The organism is Halodesulfovibrio sp. (assembly GCF_015482765.1).
Taxonomy (GTDB): Bacteria; Desulfobacterota; Desulfovibrionia; order Desulfovibrionales; family Desulfovibrionaceae; genus Halodesulfovibrio.
On record NZ_JADMLB010000079.1, the window covers coordinates 18,986 to 37,458 of the forward strand.

The window sequence follows — 18,473 nt, forward strand, 5'->3', positions numbered from 1 at the left end:
GGTTAGCTGAGGGGAACGATTTCACATTGCATGGACTGTGCGCCGTCTACAAAGCGAATACCGAAGTTTGCCCAGAAAGCTTCCATGATGTCGATGCCGTCTGATAAGTCTGCGCTTCCTTCTGAATATTTCAAACGGAAGTATTCAAGGAAAACTCGAGTGTCGTTATCCAGCATTGGTGCTTCGCTGATAAGCTGTTCTTTATCGCGAAGGTACTCATAATGATCCATTGTTGCGTAAGCAAAGATAATGGAGAAGGAAAGCTGAGAGATTTTACCCTGAATTTGAGAGAGGAATTGAGAAATGTTTTTGTGTTTCTGGAATTCCTGCTGCTGGAATTTGATCCAGTCGTAGTATTCAGGTTTGTTATTAATAAGAGCAAGGTTGCCCATGAGAGAGGTCTCAAGGTCTGCCCGTGCTGTTTCTGAAAGTTCGGTACCCAGTGCGTTTTTTACAATGGCATCACGGAATTCAAAAGATTTACGTGCTGCATCGTACTGATCGAACAACTGGTACAGGTTCATAAAGTAGTTTGCGTAGCGGTCTAACTTATGACGGGTAAGAACCGGGAAACGACCTTTGTTTACGATAAGGGTGAACTCGTGCCAGTAGATCGTAAAGCGTACCTGATTGTCGTAATGCTTAGTGAACAGGTTGGGATGGAACAGCAGGTAGTAGCCTTTTTCGTGAAAAATGCTTCGCGCAACCGGCTCTGCACCCGGAATGGATTTAAAGTCTGTTGTGCCCTGAAGCTCGTTCACTTTGGCATCAAAGTTTTCAGGAACAATAATTTCCTGAATGCGAAAAGCCATTGTGGCATGTCGTGCTGCTTCGCCGATGATTCCAAGTTCGTCTGTAATTTCTTTACGTTGATTGCTGTTTCCAATCTCAACAGTAATTTTCATGGATGCTCCGTTATAACAAAATAGTTTGTGCGCTCTTGCCTACCCTGACAAGGGATTCCCTGCAAGTATGAATTACATGCGTCGGCTTATCGAGAGTTTTTTTGCAAAAGTCTGTGTTAGAGGGCTGTGATGTTTCTTCAATAATAATGTGAATAGCCCATTGTAATTATAGAATGTATTGCAGGGCGACCTGTGTGTGTATGAACATGGGGGCGGTATTGTAACCGGCGTTTTGACATGGCTTGCGGCAGGAGAAAACTTGATGAACTTGGGTTTGAGTTCTTGCCATGAGGGGGTCAAAACTGTATGGTGCGCACCTTCCTATTGGAGAAAAACACGCCGCAGGCACAGCCCTGTGGCGTTTTTCTTCCTGAATTATAAGATTAGATATAACGTTGCAATAAATAGAGATTGGATATGAGCAAAACAGGCAGCCTCTCTGCAGGTGATCGTATTGATACTAAATGCACGCGCTGTAGTGACATTACAGGGCATGTGATCGTGGCAATGGTTGGTAGCGAAATTATTAAAGTGGAATGTCAGGCTTGCGGTAGCGTGCACAAGTACCGTGAAGCTCGTGCTCCTAAAAGCAAAGCACAGGTTTCCACTGTGAAGAAAGTTCGCAATGGAGATTCCCGTAAAGAAGCAATTTCCGCTGCCCGTTCTGCTGCTGCTAAAAAAGCTGCTCAGACTCGCGCTGCACAGCGAGCTAAACAGGAAGCAGAAGCCGTTATGATTGCATGGAAAACAGCAATGGTTGCAAAAGGTTCTGACGGCGCTCGTACCTACAACATGAACGACACATTCACTAAAGGTGATGTTGTTCAGCACCCTACCTTTGGTATGGGCGAAGTACAGGCTGTTACCAAACCAAACAAAATGGAAGTTTTGTTTGAAGATGGTGTAAAAGTACTCCGTTGCCGCGTTTAGCGATTTTCTATGAAAAAACGGGGATGACTATGATTAGTCATCCCCGTTTTTTTGTGGCTATCGTCTAGAGTAGAAGGATTTTTTTATTCTATTTGCTAAGGTGCAGAACGTTTCTGCACTATTTAGAGCTGCGGGAGAACCACTCTTTGATGGATTCAGGAGAGGCTCTGTATATTCCGTCGGAGCATTTGCGGACAGGAAATTCCTCTTCCTTGATCCATTTTTTAATGGTTCCCGGGCCTGCTCCGACAGCTCTGCATATGGCGGCAAGGCCGACTAGAATTATTTGTCCGTTTGATACATAGGTACGCGCTCTGCCGTGTACTGCCGCAGGCGGCAGCAAGGGAGAGTAGTCTGCCGGAGGCGGTGCCGTATATGTATCATTCTTATCGTATCCGTATTTATTCATGCCTTTACTTCCAGTCTATTCCGGTTGTTAGAAACCGAGTCCGATATCCGGCATACGGAACAGATCTCGCGCATACTGATCCGGTGGAATTTCTCCGGTTGCCCACGGGTCTTCAAATAAGGAATATCCGCCAACATTGTTGCCGTTGCGGTGTTTTGCAAGGCAGGCGTTACTGCATATCTTACTGCTGACGCCGTTGGTGAATTTTTTTTCGCAGACAATGCAGTGTTTTTCATCTGTTCCTTGTCTGTCGTGTGCTGCATGGTTTGCTGAAGCAGCACAGGAGCGTGAGCAGTAGATTTGCCCTGCACGCTTTACGAAGTGCCTTCCGCACCATGGACAACTGACTGTCTGCTTAATGCGTTTGGCTTCGGCTGCGCATTTCCGAGAGCAATATCTTCCTTTACCGGCATTGTATCGTGCCGGACGCACGTAAAATTCTGTTCCGCACTGACTGCAAGGTACTACTGGCATGACCGTCCTCCATTATAGAACGTGTTGCATCGTTCGATTGCCCGCATGATTGCGTGGCCAGAGTGATTTGTTGGTGATGCATGATGGTTGAACTCAGCATAGTAAAGCTGTAGCAGGCGCTGATGTTCTCCAACTTCAATCTGCACCATAGGTTGATACCCGTTCCCTGTTCGGGGCAGGTTGCATTCGGGGCAGATGGAAACTCCTACGCACGCCATTCTCCAAGGTCGGGAAAAATTTCGACCACACACTGTGCAGCGAGTGCGTTCTGGGGCGTGATAATAAAAACCGGACATATATACTTTCCTCCGAGTGTGCGTCAGAAAGAGTCTATTGTGCTTTCTGAGTGCAAAAAGTGACCATGAAGTGGCGAAGTGATCATATTGTTCACAAAATGCACAACAACGTCAAGTCAGTTTGTACATTTTGTGCAAAAAACTGTTTTATTTTTTCTAACATTGTGCTATTTCATAGATATGAACAAAGACTACAACGAAGAAGAATGGCAGCTTCAAGAGTTTATTGCCGAATCCATTACGCTTGTGGGCGGGGTGCCGAAACTTGCTGAAATTGCAGGAGTCAGCCCGCGTACTGTTTATGCGTGGAAAAAGGGAGAGCGGCATCCTAACCGTCAGAATTTAAAGCGTCTTACTCGTTATCTTGAGAAGATTGCTGAGCAGACAGAATCTTCAACGGAGCTTTATTTTCCGCTTTCTGTCGGGGCTGAAAGGCGTCCGGCGCGGGAAAGTGCTTCCCGTGGAACTGTGGCGCAGGTTGATGACTCCTCAACCACGTTTCTTGCGCCGCCTCGTGGTGCAGATGATCATCAGGAAGAATTTTTCTTTGTGGATAAAGCGGAGGCACGCCCTAGTGCCGGTGGTGGTTCCTTAGCAACGAGTGATTCTTCTGACGGTCGTTACGCTTTTAGGCTGGATTGGATTCTGCATAAGACACAAGATGCCAATAGCTTGAAAATTATGGAAGTTATGGGGCGTTCGATGGAGAACACTCTGCATAACGGTGATTTATGTCTTGTTAATCAGTCTGATAAGAATTTGGTTGAAGACAGGGTATATGTTGTGCGTCTTGATGATGAAATTTACGTAAAGCGGTTTTCCCGTATCCCCGGAAAGTATCTTTTCCGTGGTGATAATCGTGAGCTTGCGTATCAGGATATTGAAATTGATCCTCGTGATGAATCGCGGAGTTGGGAAGTTATCGGGCGTGTGATTTGGGCAGGAAAGGATTTATAAGATTTGATTTTGCACATTATGTGCACAATGTGCTTTGTTCATAACTTTGTACAATACAAGGCGTTCCCACTTTTTGCGGGAACGCTTTTTTTATTTTTTGTTCGGAAAAAAGGTTGCAGAAACAGTATGTTATTCTTCATACATAAAAATATTGAGTAAGAGATAAAGGTTTCAGGTGTTTACAAGGAAATAATTATTATAGAATCTTCCCTTTTTCCTTTCATATGGTAGTATCGGAACAGTTTTTATTTGAGTAATTCGTAAACAATAGGAAATATATTGCCGATGATTACAAGAACATAAGGAGGGGTTTATGAATTATCGTAAAGCAGAAAGTATGACTGAGTTGTTTTGGCAGAAGTCTCGTAATCCACTTACCTTTTGGCCTAGAATTATACTGACCTTACTTATATTTATTGCATTCTGGTCGCATGCTGTTTGGTGGATTATTTTTTTACTCTTTGTAGAAGCGGGAATAATGTTTTTTGCACCGCCTGCAACCGATCATGAAAATTGGATAACTCGCGCTACAGACGGCTTTCGAGTCTGGAGTGTTGTGCGTTCTCCTGAAGAACGTAATACTATGCTTCTTATGTTTTTATTTGCGACAATTGCCTTTCTCGGGAGTTTATGGGCACACAGCGTGTTTTGGATTCTTTTCTTCGGGGTACAGATTGCGATGGGAAAATATCTTTTAATTCGAAGATTCCTTTCTATGGCGCGAAATGTTGATTACGACATCCATACGGGGCTGACCGAAGCAGATCTTCAGGCAATAGTGAGTCGCTGTAATCTGACAAATTAATTTTAGTAAAAGGTGTGATGCGTGGCGAAATTAGTGCGGAATTCGCAACGGTGTCATAAGAATGTGAGACTTTTTGTTGGTGTCGCTGCTCTTGTGGCTGTGTGTTTAAGTGTTGCCGCGTGTAAAAGTGTAGGCAGATATGCTGCGTGGGAATATGATCAGCAGAATATTATTGCAGATGTAGATACGTTATCGCAGAATCCTGTTGATTACGTAAAACGAAATGCAAACACTCCTGTGATGACTCCTGAAGAGCAGGCTGTGCAGTTTGCTGCTCTTAAAGTGTATCATTTTTCTCCGTGGCGGCAGAGTAAAGCTACTCTTTCTAAAGAAAATGCGTTTTGGGGCGTTACTGCCTATCCGCACACTATTGGGTATGCAGAGAATCTTTTGCCATGGACAAAGACAGCCATGTCCAAGCTGGTTGCCAGACAGTCTATGCGCACGTACCCGAGCATGGCAAAGCATGCTATTTCTGTACGGAGTACTTCGCTTCGTGTGATGCCTACGGTAAAGCCTTACTTTTTTAATCCGACTCTTCCCGGTGAGGGATTTCCTTTCGATTATTTCCAAAATTCCAGTATTCATGCCGGAACACCGTTGTTTATTTCTCATGCCTCAACATCAGGAAAATGGCTTTTTGCTGAAACAGCATTTGCCAGCGGCTGGGTGCTTGCCGCAGATGTGGCGTATGTAACGCCGGAGCAGGAACGGGAATTTATGGCAGGTACCTTATACGCGATTATGCGTGACGATGTGCCACTAAAAACAGTTGATGGGCAGTATATTTCCACAGCATATGTAGGGGGAATTTTCCCTCAAGTTGCGAAAGAAAATACACCGCAAACACCGCCTGTTCGTTCTGCGTCTGTTGCTATCGCCAATGCAAAGCAGGCAAAGGCTCGTAAAAGTCTTTTTGAGGCAATAACAGGTGTGAAGTTAGATTCTGCACGGTTTAGAAAAATCGCTGCGAAAAAGCTGCATGTGATGCCACGTTCATATGTCTATGTGATGGTTCCTGCGCGAGATGTGCGTGGGCAGGCAGAATTTGTGACCGTTCCGGTCTGGTCAAAACGTGTGGCGCAAATTCCGGCTGAGATGACACCGAAAGCGATGGCTGAGCTTGCACGCCATATTATCGGGCAACGATATGGATGGGGCGGATTGTATCTTGATCGGGACTGTTCTTCCGCTGTCCGTGATTTGTTTATGGCCTTTGGGGTCTGGTTGCCACGAAATTCAAGCAGGCAGGTTGATACTGGTAAGAAGGTAATTGACCTGAAAGGGCTGACTGCCGATGAAAAGCAGGATGCCATTGTTACCAACGGTATTCCTTTCTTCTCACTCATTGGTATGCGCGGTCATATAGGATTGTACCTCGGGTATGAGCCGGTTACTAAGATGCCTTTGATGTTGCATGATTTTTGGGGAGTTCGCACCTTCAACGCAGACAGAGAAAGTCGTGCCATTATTGGCAGGATTGCTATTACAACATTGCGCCCCGGCGAAGAACGTCGCGATGTGAAGAAAGATTATTTTTATAGCCGGATTTTGAAATTACAAACAAAGCCCGGAACGTGGAGTACGAAATAGCTCCTTCTTCAGTAGAATGTTAAAGCCCCCTGAATTTTCAGGGGGCTTTTTTATAGAATTCGCCTGCTGTCTTGAAGGACGGGGGAGAGGCCGCAGGTGTAATCTTCTTTTGCTCTCAATGCGGAAAGGCGTAGATTACGCTCTATTCAGCATGAATATTTTGATCTGTGTAATGCACGTCGTTTTGCTGTATCTGTAAGAACAGGAACCGGCTGCCTGCATTGATACAGAAAAGCCGGAGGGAAGTTTCCCCAGACAATTGGTGAAGTATCCACATTGGAAAATGATCGGGCCAACTGTTTTCTGAAAGTTGAAAAGGATGGGAGAATTGCTCCGCAGACATAAGCATAGGTTATGAACACACCGTTCGGGCGCAGGCTTTCCCTGATTGCTTGTGTTAATTGGTTTTGCAGTTCCGGTGAGAATGATGCCCAAGGGAGTGAGGAAATAATGACATCTGCTTTGCCGATTGCTTTTTGCTGTAATATTTGTGGAAGGTTTTCAGCGCCGTCCAGAATAAAGTATGGCTGAGAGTATTGGGCGATAAGTGTTTTATAGAGTGCAGGGTTTTTTTCGATAGAAATAAAGGTGGCGTCTTTTTTTAAAGAACGCAGTACATGTTTCGAAATGCATCCGGTACCCGCACCTAGTTCAACAACAACGTCGGCATGACGGAGTGATTCGCTGCTTGCGATTTGCCGACAAAGACTTGGGCTGCTTGAACAGACTGTTCCTGTTGAAAACGGATCACGAATAAATTCTCGGAGCATGCTCCAACGGGATGATTCCATGTGGTTTCCTTTGCAATATAAACTGGCTGTTTTTGTTCTGCATGTGAATATGTGATCAGGTAAAAACAGCTGTGTATTCTTAGAAAGAGTTCCGTGTGTGAAACACGGTGCCTGCTATGGTAACAGCAAAAGAAGTACCATTTAAATATAGATTCGCGTGAGGAGAGCGGCTGACATAGAATGTTTTGTAAGGTCGGCTGGTTGAGTGCAGGATTTTTTTTTACATGTCCTGAAGGACAAAATATGCAAGGTGGCAGTGTGAAAGACCTTGCACTGGAAACGGGATATTTTTTTCACGCAGCGTATAGAAATTATACGTAGAGACAGCGTTGGAGAGTTTTTACGGGAAGGCTGTTTGCGGTTGTTCCTACCTGAGTATCTTACCAGTTGACACAGAAGATTTTCCGGCTAGTCTGCACGAGGCGACATTACGCCGGAGCAGAATTTGAATGAGCGAATCATATACATTTTATGCAGCAACGTTGGGCTGCAAAATTAACCAGTACGAAACACAGGCATTACGCGAAGTGTGGGTTGCCAGAGGCTTTAAAGAAGTAGACTCTGCCGACCGTGCTGAATTTATTCTTGTAAACTCCTGCGCAGTTACAGCTAAGGCTGTAAGTGATGTACGTTCAACTGTACGTCAGCTGCATAGAGCAAATGAGTCAGCACAGATTGTTGTTACAGGCTGCGCTGCACAGGTTATGGGGGATGAACTGAAGGAACTTCCGGGGGTGACTCGTATTGTTCCTCAGGATGCAAAAACTTCGTTAAAAACATGGCCGGAATTGAGAGAAGGCATGGTTGAACCGGAGAATGTATTCCCAGACTTTGCTGTAACCAACTACAATCGTGCCCGTGCTGTTGTAAAAGTACAGGACGGCTGTTCGCATCGTTGTACGTACTGTATTGTTCCGCTGACTCGCGGTCGTTCCCGTTCGCGCAGTGTGGCGGATATTGTAACTGAAGCCCGAACCCTGTTGGAGTCCGGTTTCAGAGAGCTTATTCTTTCTGGCGTAAACCTTCGTCAATTCGGGCGTGATCTCGATGGAACACCAGATTTTTGGGATTTGATTGACGAGTTGGAAAAAGCACTGGGTAAAAAATGGGGCGGCAAAGCACGCTTCAGAATTTCTTCTTTGGAACCGGGACAGCTTGGAGACAAGGCTCTTGAGGTTCTTGGAAGAAGTACCATGGTTGCTCCTCAACTTCATATTTCCTTGCAGTCCGGTAGTGATTCTGTACTGAAACGCATGGGACGCGGGCATTACAAGACAGCTCCTCTTCTTGATTTTCTGGAAAAGTTACATGCTGTATGGCCGGTGTACGGGCTTGGTGCAGATATTCTTATGGGCTTTCCCGGTGAGACAGAAGAAGAATTTCAGGAAACTATGGCGTACATTACAGCTATGCCGCTGACGTATGCTCATGTTTTCCCATATTCCATTCGCCCTGGAACTGCTGCTGCCTCTATGGGAGGACAGTTACAGAAGCAGGTGAAAAAAGAGCGTGCAAAAGCAGTGCGTGATTTGATTGCCGAAAAGAAACAGGCTTTTCTACAGAAGCTTATTGATGAGAAGTTACCGTTGCACGTTGTTCTTCAGTCCGTTGAAGAAAAGAAAGGTGTTTCTCAATTCTATACAGAATGTTATTTTGACTCCCTTCCGTTCGGTGCCGGTCTTCGAGACATTTGTACCGGTGTTGCCACAGAATTTGACCGTGGCGGTTTGCGGGTAGTCGCTGAATAAAAAATGAAAAGCAGCCGGATGTGTTCCGGCTGCTTTTTTCTATATTATTATTTTTCCACGCACTGATGCGGTTATTTGCTGAAAAGTGACAACTCTATGTTATAACATGTCTTGAATAAAGAATGGATGTAGAGTAGGTAGCGTGGAGCGCCGTAGCAAGCAACTTGTTGCGGCTATTCCCATATGCAGGACTGACATCTTGCATTCAAAAAAAATCTAAATGCCCTGCAGTGTTAACGCAGGGCTTTGACATATAGAGAGGAACGTATGCTTAGAAGCATGACAGGATATGGTCGTTGTACCCACGAGGGGGACGGCTTCACCATGACATGGGAAATCCGTAGCGTTAACAGTCGCCATCTTGATCTCAAATGGCGCCTGCCTATGCTGGCTCGCTCTTTGGAAACCCGTTTTGAAAAGACCGTCCGTAAGTTCGGTCAGCGTGGTCGTGTAGAAATTACTCTGAATTTGCAGATTCAGCGTGCAGAATTGCAGGCAGTAGCGTTTAATACTGCTCAGGCTTCTGCAATGCTTGATGAACTTGCACAGTTTGCAAGCCAGCGCGGTGATGATTTTGCACCTGACTACACACGCATGCTTGGTATGTCTTTCTTATGGGAAGACAGCAATAAAGAGCCGGAAAAAGAATTTGCCAACAAGCTTGTGGAAGGCCTTGAGCTTGCCCTTGCTGATTGGAATGAAGCCCGTGCAAAAGAAGCGACTGCGCTTTCGGCTGATATGCTTGAGCGTACAGAGCGTATGCGCGGCTGGGTTGAGACCATTACAGAACGTGCTCCGCAAATTAAGGAAGAACGTTTCGAAACCCTGCGCGAACGCCTTACTGAAGTTCTTGCACGTGTTGAATCTGAACTGGAAGAACAGCGTTTCTTGCAGGAAATCACCGTACTTTCCGATAAGCTTGATGTAAGTGAAGAAATCACACGCCTTAATGCACACATTGAGCGTCTTGATGAGCTCATTAACGGCGGCGGCGAAGCTGGTAAACGTCTTGATTTTACCCTGCAGGAGTGTTTCCGCGAAGTGAACACCTGTGGTAACAAAATTCAGGATCAGCATGTTGCACGAATCATCGTTGATTTCAAAAACGAACTCGAAAAATGCCGGGAACAGGTACAGAATCTGGAGTAGCATATGAAAAGCAGCAAGCTGCTTAACATCGGCTTTGGTAATTATGTAGTGCATCACCGTGTTGTAAGCATTGTGACGCCCACGTCTTCACCTATGCGGCGCGTCCGAGAAGATGCGCGTAATGAAGGGCGTCTTATTGATGCGACTCAGGGACGAAAAACGCGCTCCATCATTATCACAGATTCTAATCATGTAATTTTATCTGCCATTCAGGCTGAAACTATTAGTCAACGTTTCCTACAGGAGGATAACGACTAATGACTCTTGATATTTCCGGTAAGGTCAATTCTGATTCTGACATTACTGGCCGCCGAGGAATTGTTTTGGTGTTATGCGCACCTTCCGGCACAGGCAAAACTACTTTGACTAAGCGCTTACTGAAAGAATTTCCTCGATTCTCATTTTCTATTTCATATACTACCCGCCAGCCGCGCGAGGGTGAGGTTCACGGCAAAGACTACTTCTTTGTGACTGAAGAAGAGTTTTGCGAAAAGCGTGATGCCGGATTCTTTGCAGAATGGGCTGAAGTGCACGGCAAGTTCTACGGCACGCCGAAACAGGCTACGTTGGACATGCTTCAGCAGGGCGTTGATATTATTTTTGATATTGATGTACAGGGTGCAAGCCAGCTTTACGGTAACTTAAAGCAGGGCTGTTATGTCTTTATTCTGCCGCCTTCCCGTGAAGAGTTGGAAAAACGTTTGCGTGGACGCGGAACGGACGACGAACAGACCATCATGAACCGCATTGCCAATGCTCAGAAAGAACTTGAGCAGGCACACTGGTTTAACGCGTGGATTGTTAATGATGATCTGGATAAAGCTTATGATCAGCTGCGCAGTGCGTACATTGCTGCTACGCTGTCTCCGCAAAGCTCTCCTGATCTTGTAGACTCTATTATGGAAGATTGGAGATAACATGGCGAACCTTGTTATTGCGCTTGATTATCCGGATAAAGCCGGAGCACTGGCGATGGCTCGTATGCTCAAAGGGGCTGATGTCTGGGTAAAAGTGGGGCTGGAACTCTTTACAGCCGCAGGTCCCGAGATTATTGGTGAATTAAAAGATATGGGATTCAAAGTCTTTCTTGATATGAAGTTCTTTGATATTCCAAATACTGTTCAGGGTGCGGTACGTTCCAGCGTTCGTCACGGTGTGGACATGGTAAATATTCACCTGATGGGTGGTGAGCGCATGGCTCGCGCTGCTGTTGCAGGGCTGGCTGAAGGTTCTGCTGATTCCGGTGTTGCACCTATTTTGCTCGGTGTAACTGTGCTTACTTCCATGTCTCAGGAAGATTTGCCTAAAGGAATGACAACATCTCTCGAAGAGACTGTAAGGTCGTTTGCCACTTCCGGTAAGGAATGGGGCATTCACGGTGTTGTTTGTTCCGGCTTTGAGGTTGATACAATCAAAAAGTCATGCGGGAACGACTTCCTTTGCCTGACTCCGGGGATTCGTCCGGTTTCTCTTGGTGATGACCAGAGACGTACGATGACTCCGGCTGAAGCTGTTAAAGCCGGATCTGATTATCTGGTTGTTGGACGTCCCGTTACCGGCGCCGATTCTCCACTGCTCGCTGCACAGGAGATTTTGGAGGCCATGAAGATATAACCACTAGTTGCTGCTGGATATGAGGAGGTTGAAGTGGGAGTACAAGAAGTTTCTTCGAAAGAAGGTAGAGAACCTATTAAGGGTATTTTTTCTACACAGGAAGTAAAGCAGGTGGATACCGGTACCGGTGTTCGTAAGTCTGTACAGAAAACTTTCTGGTTTGTTGAAGAGCTGGATGGAAAAATGGAAGTTCAGCCCCTTAACTCGAACTACATTCCTGCCGGAAAGAAGCGTTTTATTACCATTGAAGACCTCATCGGGCGTTTTCAGCCGGAACCTGAGTTCTATGTAAATACTGTGTTCCCTAAAATGCAGGAGCTTGCCGATACTGTTGATCGTGCTGATAACCATCGCAGTAATGGCGAGAATTTCACTGCTGAATTTGAATACGGTAATGCGCTTCAGGTTGATGAAGAAAACGTGCGCGCAAACTTCGGTCTTGGTCTTACCTATCTTGATCGTGGTGAAACCAGCAAAGCTAATAATATCTTTGAACGTCTTGTAAAGTTGGATGCTGCATTTGAAACAAAGCATAAGCATTTGTTCAATGAGTTCGGCATCAGCCTTCGTAAAAACAAGATGACGAAGCAGGCTCTTGAGTATTATGACAGAGCGCTTGAGTTGTCCGGTGGTGATGACCACCTCTTCTACAACATTGCCCGTGCTCATTTTGAGAAAAAAGATCATGCACGGTGCGTTGATTTCCTTTTAAAGGCGATCAATAGTAATCCTGATTTTGATGTTGTTCTGAAGTTCTTAACCTGGTTACTTGATAAAAACTTTGTACCGGGAGAACGCTTGAGTGAAGTGCGAACTGTAGTTCGTACTGCTGAGATTGCCGCTAACAGGCAGCAGGAAGTTGCTGCCGTGGTTAATGACGGTATGGAGCTTGAGCAGAGCAGCAGTGAAGAGGGAATTTCCAGTGTTGAGAATGTGTTTGATGACGATGATGACGACGATTTGCTTCTGCAGTAAAATTCATCTGTTTTACAAGTAGTTGTTCGTATTCTATGGCAGGGGATTACAGATGTAATTCCCTGCTTTTACTGTTTTGATACAGATATTTTGTTACCGTACTGGAGTTGTTTTGGCTAAAAATTGGGTACAGCGTGAAGGTGAAAGTGCTCCTTCTGAACTGGCTGGATGGGCTGAAAAGCTTGAGATTTCAAAGACGCTTATAGATATTCTCTGGTTGCGCGGGTTGCATACCCCTGAAGCCATGCAACAGTATCTTTCTCCGGGGCTTAAATATCTTGAGCCGTTCTGCAAATGGCCCGGCTTGGAAGAAAGTGCTGCAGTGCTGGCCGAGGCATTACTTGCCGGTAAAAAAATGGCTGTATGGGGTGATTACGATGTGGACGGTGTAACGTCTTCTGCTGTTGTTACTCAGCTTGTTGAAGCTCACGGGTATGACATTGTGCATCATATCCCTAATCGTATGGAAGAAGGCTACGGGCTTAACGAAGCGTGGATAGAGCGTCTTGCGGCTGACGGCATCGAGCTTTTGCTGACCGTTGACTGCGGCATTACAGATTTTGCTCCTATTGCGAAAGCCCGTGAGTTAGGAATGACCGTTGTTGTTTCTGATCATCATCTTCCTGCTGAGACCTTGCCGGATGCCCATGCTATTTGTAACCCTAAGCTTGGTGAGTGTCCTTGTGCTCATCTTGCCGGCGTTGGTGTCGCTTTTTTCCTTATGTGCGCCCTTAACGCTAAACTTGCTGAAACCACTGGCTTCCGTGCGGATGTGAAAGAGTTACTTGACCTTGTAGCTCTTGGAACAATTGCAGATGTCGTGAGTCTTTCCGGTCAGAACAGGGTGCTGGTTAAAAACGGACTGTTGAAGATCAAAGAAGCTCGTCGTCCCGGAATTGCAGCACTGAAAGAAGTTTCTGGATATGCCGCAGGGGGGACAGTGGAAGCCGGTCAGGTTGCATTCGGTCTTGCTCCGCGTATTAACGCTGCCGGTCGAATGGGCAAGGCAGATATTGCGTTGGAAATGTTGCTCACTAAAGATCATGAGCGTTCCCGTCAGCTTGCACGAGAGCTGGACGTGATGAACGAAGAGCGCAAGAACGAAGAAGAACGTATTCTTGATGAAGCCATGAAACAGGCTGAGTTACAGTCTGATAAGATGGGACTTGTTTTATACGGTGAAGATTGGCATTCCGGCGTTATCGGTATTGTTGCTTCTCGTGTTGTAGAAAAATTTTATAAGCCGACGCTGATCTTATGCAGCGATGGTGAAAAGATTAAAGGTTCCGGCCGTTCTATCAGCGAATTTCATCTGCATGAAGGGTTATGCAATTGCAAGGATTTACTGCTGGGCTTTGGCGGTCACAGGTTGGCTGCGGGTATGTCTTTGGAGAAAGACAAGCTTCCTGAACTTCGTACCCGATTTAATGACATCGTCATTGAGGCGGTCGGGGATAAGCCGCTGACGGCAACATTGAAGTTTGATGCACCTATGGGCTTTAATCTTGCTGCAGATTTTACGCTGCTTAAAGAACTTGAATTGCTTCAGCCATTCGGCATGGGCAACAGCGAGCCGGTCTTTACCTCTCCGACACTGTTGTTGAAGTCGCGGAGAATTTTTGCGCGGAAGCACCTCAAGCTTGAATTACTTGATCTGGACTCCGGCATCACACTGCATGCTAAGGCATGGAGAATGGTGGATGACATTCCACCTTCCATGGAAGGGCGAAAGCTTAAGCTTGCCTATTCTCCGCGAATAGATCGCTATAATGGCAGCGCCAGTGTGGACTTGAAAATAAAAGATTGGGAATTTCTGCCATAGAGAGTAAAAATACCCTGACACATGTGTCAGGGTATTTTTTCATATAAAGAAAGAATCCCAAATAGATTCTTAAAGACTGTTTGGCGAACCCTTATGCAAACGGGTTGAAACCATTTGCAGCAGGCTTAACTTCATACGGCTCAGTGTTGCCGTTCTGAATATCTTCAAGCGCTACAGCGAGCTTGTCTGGACAGGAAGTGTTCTTTGTGCCGCAAAGAGTTCCTTTCAGAGTTGAGATAACGTCTTCAACAGGTTTGCCTTCAAGCAACTTGCTGATAGCAGCGAGGGAACCTGGACAGCCTTTAACAAATTTTACATCGTGAATGACACCGTCAGTCACATCGAACAGAATCTGTTTTGCACAGACACCGGTTGGAACAAATGAATACATATGGGCAGCTCCTTATTTTTGCTCGACGGTTATAAGAGTACTGCAGGGGCCTTGTAAAGGGTGTTCTGCATAGATAAAATGTTTTGATATTGCGCAGTGGAGGTGGATTGATATGGATAATAATCCTTTTAAGGCTTTGAAGAAAAAGAATTTTCCTGATTCCAATGCGCCTAAGAAAAAGAAAGGCGCACCTGCAAAGAAGAGTGTTCAGGATGAAGATTTATTCTCTGTGCCGTCAGATGATGACGACTTGTTTTCTCAAGCGATGTCCAGTGTGTCGTCTCTTGGTGGCGGGCAGGGAAAAGTGAAAAAGCGTACCCATTCAAGTGACTCTGCAATGCGCATGGATGAAGTGAAGGGCTTTGAAAAAGTGTCTAAAAAGAAAGATAAAAAACAGGCTGCGAAAGAACGCTCTCGAAAAGCGGTAGAGTCTGTTCAGCCAAAGGTGGAAATGCCGGAGGAAGATGCCTTTGCTGCTGCGATGATGGGCGTAACTGAGATCAATAGTAAAGGCAGGGAAGTTGTGCCGGATGCAAAGGTGGATGCGAAAAAAGGCACTGCTGCAGAAGATCCGGTTAAAGCCCTACAGGATTTGCTGGAAGGTGAAGTGAATTTTATGCTCGAATATACAGATGAGTATATTCAGGGGCATGTTCAGGGACTCGACCCTATGATTCTTGGTAAAATGCGTGCTGGTCAATACAGTCCAGAAGGGCATCTTGATATGCATGGTATGGTTGCTCAGGAGGCGCATGAGGCACTGGTTCATTTCATCAGGGCTTCCTACAATAAAGGGAAACGCACAGTGCTGTTGATTCCCGGACGTGGAAAAAATTCACCGGAAGGGTATGCAGTTCTTCGTGAGCGTATTCAAGAATGGCTGACTCGTGAGCCTTTTAAGCGAGTTATCTTAGCTTTTTGTACTGCTCAGAATAAAGACGGCGGTGCCGGAGCATTGTACGTGTTACTGCGTAAGTACAAAAAGAGCCGTGGTAAAATCCAATGGCAGCGAAATGATGTAACTATTGATTATTAATTGTTACTTAATTCTGTGACTCTTCGCCTACTGTGATTCTGGTGGGCGGTGATGGTGTTTAGGACGCTTGCTGCTGTTCCATATCTATTGTCGGGTTCCAGATAGCGAACGGGGTGTTTGCTGTTCTTTTGCATGCGTACATGGCGTGGTCAGCTTTTGAGAGAAGCTCATCTGCGTCTATTCCGTGTTCTGGACACATTGCTACTCCCATTGCAGCTGTGACGTTCGTTGTTGTGCCGTCACGAAATTCCATTTGTTGGGCAATATGGTAGGCAATTCGCAGAAGCGTAGCCTCCAGATCCTCCAAGGTTTGGATTCCGCTGAGAAGTATGAGGAATTCATCTCCCCCGAGGCGAGCCACAAAATCCACTTCCCGCAAAATGTCTTTAAGACGTTTTGCGGTTTTTTTCAAAACTTCATCGCCAAAATCATGCCCTCGGGTGTCGTTGACTTCTTTGAAGTCATTCAGATCAACGAAGACCAGAGCGAAAGGAACCTGACTGCGGTGCTGGAGTTCCAAGAATCGGGAGAGCTGCATTTTGAACTGGCGGCGGTTCGCGACTCCTGTCAGGCCGTCATGCATTGCCATATGCTGAATTTTTCGCTCTTGTTCTTTCTTTTCAGTTATATCCTCAAGAATTAGCACATAACGAGAAAGTTTTGTGTGTTCCAGTACTGGCGAGATGGAAAGTGAGAGCCAGCACTTCGTATTGTCTTTACGGATCGTAAAAATATCGTCACGCCAGTTAGATTTTGCTCCTAACATTGACCATGAAAACGCTGATTTTTCAGGAATATGTTCTAAGAACGGAACTGTGTTTCCATGTAATTCTTGCGCGGTGTATCCTGTTATTTGCGTGAAGCGTGTGTTGACGTATTCGACTGTCCCTTTTGTAGAAAGGATAGCCGTGCCGGCAGGGCTTTGCTCCAGTGCTTTGGAGAAGGTATAAATTTCGTGTTGAGCGGCATGGAGATCTGAATAATCTCGCACGGCAATAATTGCGGTGTTTTTTCCGGAAATAGATACAGAACGCATTGAAACTAAGGCAAAAAACTTTTTCCCGTTCCAGTGCGTGGAGACCGTTTGGAGGTTGTTAACTGGTCGCCCATGTTTCAGGGCGTTATTGAAGAGCGTTTCATCTTCTTTGCTTGCCCATGAAAATACAGATGTTACCGGATTATTGTATACATCCTGCCAATCGTGGTCGAGGAGTTGCAAAAAACTTTCATTAACATCTGTAACCAGACCGGACTCCATATCTGCAAGAAGCATCGGGTCCGGCATTGCATGAAATGTCGTTTCGAATTTATTGCTTTCTTCAGGGAGTTTTTTGCAGCGCTCCAAGCGCAGGGCTTTCAGGTCTCTTTGAACAGAGAGAGATTTTCGTTCAACATCGACTAATCGTTTACGGAGCTGAACGGCTTCTGTTCGGGAGGCAGCAAGCTGCTCTTCCTTTTTTTTAGCAGATTCTTTTGTTTTTTCGTGTTGCCGAACGATGTGGAAGCTGAAGAGATAAATACCGCCACCAGCAAGCAAGGGCAGGATAAAGTGCGCAACAGAACTTTCCGTGAACCATTGGTTAACGGCAAAGTGATATCCTATCGCGCAGCATGTGGCGATGATGAAGAAGAGAGCCGGTCTGCCTTTCCCTACAAAAACAGATGGCGTGCTATTGCCCATAATCGTGTATCCCCCTACCGATTATGCTGGGTTATTTTTCTATCTTTTTGAGTGGATAGCAAATTATGTTTGGACGGGGAATAGGGATTCTCCTGATTCGTAGCAAATTGATAAAAATTTATTGTGTTGGATATGTAGATTGAGTCAGGCGCCCGTGCAAATCATCGGAAATTGCATGAATTAAGGACAATGGAATTTTATAGAAAAAAGTTTCTGAAAAAAGTGTCCCGTCGTCTTTTGTCCAGTTTTTGCTTGTAAAAACATGTGCCAATCCTGCAAGTTCGGCGTCGTTCGCTTGTGGGGTACCTGTTCTGAGTGTTTTTTCCCGTACAAGAATCAGCAAATCTTCAAGCAGGCTGAAAACATCATCTTCTTCAAGAGCCTTTTTATTCAAAATGTCTTGAAAATGTTGAATGAAATATCCCTGTGAATAGCAGAGTTGGGAATAGACAGCATGCTGTTCGTCGATGGTTTCAAGCAGCATGGCGCACCTTTCTGCATTTTCTTTTTGGCGTAAAAAGGGATAGGAACGTAGCTGCTGCAAGAGAGAATGGATTTTTGTGCGTGTCGCTGCAGGCGAAAACATGATGACTCCTGTATAGGCAAGTTGTTATAGCAGTTCCGATAAATCGTACTGAAAAATGAGTCAACCTTTTCCTAACTTTCCACAAGGCGGTGGCAGCCGTCAGGTAGATTTATTATGAAGCGTTTTTTCTTTTTGTTTTTGATCGTAACATGCTTACTCAGCGGATGCTTTGGCTCAAATAAGCAACCCAAGCCTCAAGTAGATCCTACCGGGGCTTCGGGAAAATTGAACCGTGACGCAGAGATTGCGTATGCCAAAGCACATGTGTTGTGGAGAAACGACGTGTGTCAAAACCCTGCCAAGGCGGCAGG

The 18,473-nt window shown here is 45.6% G+C and carries 20 protein-coding genes and 1 pseudogene; 13 read left to right on the plus strand and 8 right to left on the minus strand.

Going from position 1 to position 18,473, the window contains the following annotated elements; translation table 11 throughout:
- Positions 1-2 precede the first annotated feature (2 nt).
- The gene (locus QZY95_RS16365; RefSeq protein ID WP_290925527.1) at positions 3-905 is read right to left on the minus strand and encodes a hypothetical protein; all 903 of its coding nucleotides are present in this window, start codon (positions 903-905) and stop codon (positions 3-5) included.
- Positions 906-1,322: 417 nt separating this feature from the next.
- Here QZY95_RS16365 and QZY95_RS16370 point away from each other — a divergent pair, with 417 nt between their 5' ends.
- Entirely contained in the window at positions 1,323-1,835 is a 513-nt protein-coding gene (locus QZY95_RS16370; protein ID WP_290925529.1) for a hypothetical protein, read from the plus strand.
- Positions 1,836-1,953: 118 nt separating this feature from the next.
- On the opposite strand, the gene QZY95_RS16375 is transcribed toward QZY95_RS16370, so the two are convergent.
- The 3 genes from QZY95_RS16375 to QZY95_RS16385 are packed head-to-tail and all read right to left on the minus strand — an operon-like array spanning position 1,954 to position 3,014.
- Complete coding sequence (locus QZY95_RS16375) at positions 1,954-2,244, minus strand: hypothetical protein (protein ID WP_290925530.1); 291 nt, start codon at positions 2,242-2,244, stop codon at positions 1,954-1,956.
- Between the two features lie 27 nt (positions 2,245-2,271).
- Positions 2,272-2,718 (minus strand): hypothetical protein, encoded by a 447-nt coding sequence (locus tag QZY95_RS16380; RefSeq protein ID WP_290925532.1) that lies wholly within the window; start codon positions 2,716-2,718, stop codon positions 2,272-2,274.
- Positions 2,709-3,014 (minus strand): hypothetical protein, encoded by a 306-nt coding sequence (locus tag QZY95_RS16385; RefSeq protein ID WP_290925534.1) that lies wholly within the window; start codon positions 3,012-3,014, stop codon positions 2,709-2,711. Before QZY95_RS16385 ends, QZY95_RS16380 begins: the two co-directional genes overlap by 10 nt.
- Positions 3,015-3,194: 180 nt before the next feature.
- Between QZY95_RS16385 and QZY95_RS16390 the strand changes: the two genes are divergently transcribed.
- The 3 genes from QZY95_RS16390 (at position 3,195) to QZY95_RS16400 (ending at position 6,369) form a co-directional block, all read left to right on the plus strand.
- A complete protein-coding gene (locus QZY95_RS16390) occupies positions 3,195-3,971 on the plus strand; it encodes a S24 family peptidase (protein ID WP_290925536.1) in 777 nt (258 codons plus the stop codon).
- Between the two features lie 313 nt (positions 3,972-4,284).
- Positions 4,285-4,776, plus strand: a complete 492-nt coding sequence (locus QZY95_RS16395) for a hypothetical protein (protein WP_290925538.1) — start codon at positions 4,285-4,287, stop codon at positions 4,774-4,776.
- Between the two features lie 21 nt (positions 4,777-4,797).
- On the plus strand, positions 4,798-6,369 hold the full coding sequence (locus QZY95_RS16400; RefSeq protein WP_290925540.1) for an SH3 domain-containing protein: 1,572 nt from the start codon (positions 4,798-4,800) through the stop codon (positions 6,367-6,369).
- Between the two features lie 146 nt (positions 6,370-6,515).
- Here QZY95_RS16400 and QZY95_RS16405 read toward each other — a convergent pair whose 3' ends face one another.
- The gene (locus QZY95_RS16405; protein WP_290925541.1) at positions 6,516-7,160 is read right to left on the minus strand and encodes a hypothetical protein; all 645 of its coding nucleotides are present in this window, start codon (positions 7,158-7,160) and stop codon (positions 6,516-6,518) included.
- A 449-nt stretch (positions 7,161-7,609) separates the two neighbouring features.
- Between QZY95_RS16405 and mtaB the strand changes: the two genes are divergently transcribed.
- From mtaB to recJ, 7 genes are all read left to right on the plus strand, one after another.
- Positions 7,610-8,908 carry a tRNA (N(6)-L-threonylcarbamoyladenosine(37)-C(2))-methylthiotransferase MtaB gene (gene mtaB, locus QZY95_RS16410; protein ID WP_290925543.1) on the plus strand — a complete coding sequence of 433 codons (1,299 nt, stop codon included), beginning with the start codon at positions 7,610-7,612 and terminating at the stop codon, positions 8,906-8,908.
- 267 nt (positions 8,909-9,175) lie between these two features.
- Positions 9,176-10,057: a YicC/YloC family endoribonuclease gene (locus tag QZY95_RS16415; RefSeq protein ID WP_290925545.1), complete on the plus strand. Its 882-nt coding sequence runs from the start codon at positions 9,176-9,178 to the stop codon at positions 10,055-10,057.
- 3 nt (positions 10,058-10,060) lie between these two features.
- A complete protein-coding gene (locus QZY95_RS16420; RefSeq protein ID WP_290925547.1) occupies positions 10,061-10,315 on the plus strand; it encodes a DUF370 domain-containing protein in 255 nt (84 codons plus the stop codon).
- Positions 10,315-10,974: a guanylate kinase gene (gene gmk, locus QZY95_RS16425; protein WP_290925549.1), complete on the plus strand. Its 660-nt coding sequence runs from the start codon at positions 10,315-10,317 to the stop codon at positions 10,972-10,974. Before QZY95_RS16420 ends, gmk begins: the two co-directional genes overlap by 1 nt.
- Before the next feature lies 1 nt (position 10,975).
- Complete coding sequence (gene pyrF / locus QZY95_RS16430) at positions 10,976-11,671, plus strand: orotidine-5'-phosphate decarboxylase (protein WP_290925551.1); 696 nt, start codon at positions 10,976-10,978, stop codon at positions 11,669-11,671.
- 33 nt (positions 11,672-11,704) lie between these two features.
- Positions 11,705-12,646, plus strand: coding sequence for a tetratricopeptide repeat protein (locus tag QZY95_RS16435; protein ID WP_290925553.1), 942 nt, complete (start codon positions 11,705-11,707; stop codon positions 12,644-12,646).
- Between the two features lie 112 nt (positions 12,647-12,758).
- Complete coding sequence (gene recJ / locus QZY95_RS16440) at positions 12,759-14,468, plus strand: single-stranded-DNA-specific exonuclease RecJ (RefSeq protein ID WP_290925555.1); 1,710 nt, start codon at positions 12,759-12,761, stop codon at positions 14,466-14,468.
- 91 nt (positions 14,469-14,559) lie between these two features.
- On the opposite strand, the gene QZY95_RS16445 is transcribed toward recJ, so the two are convergent.
- Positions 14,560-14,859 (minus strand): TIGR03905 family TSCPD domain-containing protein, encoded by a 300-nt coding sequence (locus tag QZY95_RS16445; protein ID WP_290925557.1) that lies wholly within the window; start codon positions 14,857-14,859, stop codon positions 14,560-14,562.
- A 112-nt stretch (positions 14,860-14,971) separates the two neighbouring features.
- Here QZY95_RS16445 and QZY95_RS16450 point away from each other — a divergent pair, with 112 nt between their 5' ends.
- Complete coding sequence (locus QZY95_RS16450; protein WP_290925559.1) at positions 14,972-15,895, plus strand: Smr/MutS family protein; 924 nt, start codon at positions 14,972-14,974, stop codon at positions 15,893-15,895.
- 58 nt (positions 15,896-15,953) lie between these two features.
- Here QZY95_RS16450 and QZY95_RS16455 read toward each other — a convergent pair whose 3' ends face one another.
- Positions 15,954-17,576 (minus strand): diguanylate cyclase, encoded by a 1,623-nt coding sequence (locus tag QZY95_RS16455; protein ID WP_290925561.1) that lies wholly within the window; start codon positions 17,574-17,576, stop codon positions 15,954-15,956.
- 118 nt (positions 17,577-17,694) lie between these two features.
- Positions 17,695-18,162, minus strand: coding sequence for a hypothetical protein (locus QZY95_RS16460; protein WP_290925563.1), 468 nt, complete (start codon positions 18,160-18,162; stop codon positions 17,695-17,697).
- 114 nt (positions 18,163-18,276) lie between these two features.
- Here QZY95_RS16460 and QZY95_RS16465 point away from each other — a divergent pair.
- Positions 18,277-18,473: pseudogene (locus QZY95_RS16465) on the plus strand (hypothetical protein); the annotation flags it as partial.

Bases quoted from the DNA above. Each gene is read 5' to 3' on its own strand.
- pyrF (WP_290925551.1), top strand. From the start codon at position 10,976: ATGGCGAACCTTGTTATTGCGCTTGATTATCCGGATAAAGCCGGAGCA.
- QZY95_RS16370 (WP_290925529.1), top strand. From the start codon at position 1,323: ATGAGCAAAACAGGCAGCCTCTCTGCAGGTGATCGTATTGATACTAAA.
- QZY95_RS16455 (WP_290925561.1), bottom strand. From the start codon at position 17,576: ATGGGCAATAGCACGCCATCTGTTTTTGTAGGGAAAGGCAGACCGGCT.
- mtaB (WP_290925543.1), top strand. From the start codon at position 7,610: ATGAGCGAATCATATACATTTTATGCAGCAACGTTGGGCTGCAAAATT.
- QZY95_RS16380 (WP_290925532.1), bottom strand. From the start codon at position 2,718: ATGCCAGTAGTACCTTGCAGTCAGTGCGGAACAGAATTTTACGTGCGT.
- QZY95_RS16365 (WP_290925527.1), bottom strand. From the start codon at position 905: ATGAAAATTACTGTTGAGATTGGAAACAGCAATCAACGTAAAGAAATT.
- QZY95_RS16420 (WP_290925547.1), top strand. From the start codon at position 10,061: ATGAAAAGCAGCAAGCTGCTTAACATCGGCTTTGGTAATTATGTAGTG.
- QZY95_RS16445 (WP_290925557.1), bottom strand. From the start codon at position 14,859: ATGTATTCATTTGTTCCAACCGGTGTCTGTGCAAAACAGATTCTGTTC.
- QZY95_RS16405 (WP_290925541.1), bottom strand. From the start codon at position 7,160: ATGGAATCATCCCGTTGGAGCATGCTCCGAGAATTTATTCGTGATCCG.
- QZY95_RS16415 (WP_290925545.1), top strand. From the start codon at position 9,176: ATGCTTAGAAGCATGACAGGATATGGTCGTTGTACCCACGAGGGGGAC.
- gmk (WP_290925549.1), top strand. From the start codon at position 10,315: ATGACTCTTGATATTTCCGGTAAGGTCAATTCTGATTCTGACATTACT.
- QZY95_RS16375 (WP_290925530.1), bottom strand. From the start codon at position 2,244: ATGAATAAATACGGATACGATAAGAATGATACATATACGGCACCGCCT.
- QZY95_RS16460 (WP_290925563.1), bottom strand. From the start codon at position 18,162: ATGTTTTCGCCTGCAGCGACACGCACAAAAATCCATTCTCTCTTGCAG.
- QZY95_RS16385 (WP_290925534.1), bottom strand. From the start codon at position 3,014: ATGTCCGGTTTTTATTATCACGCCCCAGAACGCACTCGCTGCACAGTG.
- QZY95_RS16390 (WP_290925536.1), top strand. From the start codon at position 3,195: ATGAACAAAGACTACAACGAAGAAGAATGGCAGCTTCAAGAGTTTATT.
- QZY95_RS16395 (WP_290925538.1), top strand. From the start codon at position 4,285: ATGAATTATCGTAAAGCAGAAAGTATGACTGAGTTGTTTTGGCAGAAG.
- QZY95_RS16450 (WP_290925559.1), top strand. From the start codon at position 14,972: ATGGATAATAATCCTTTTAAGGCTTTGAAGAAAAAGAATTTTCCTGAT.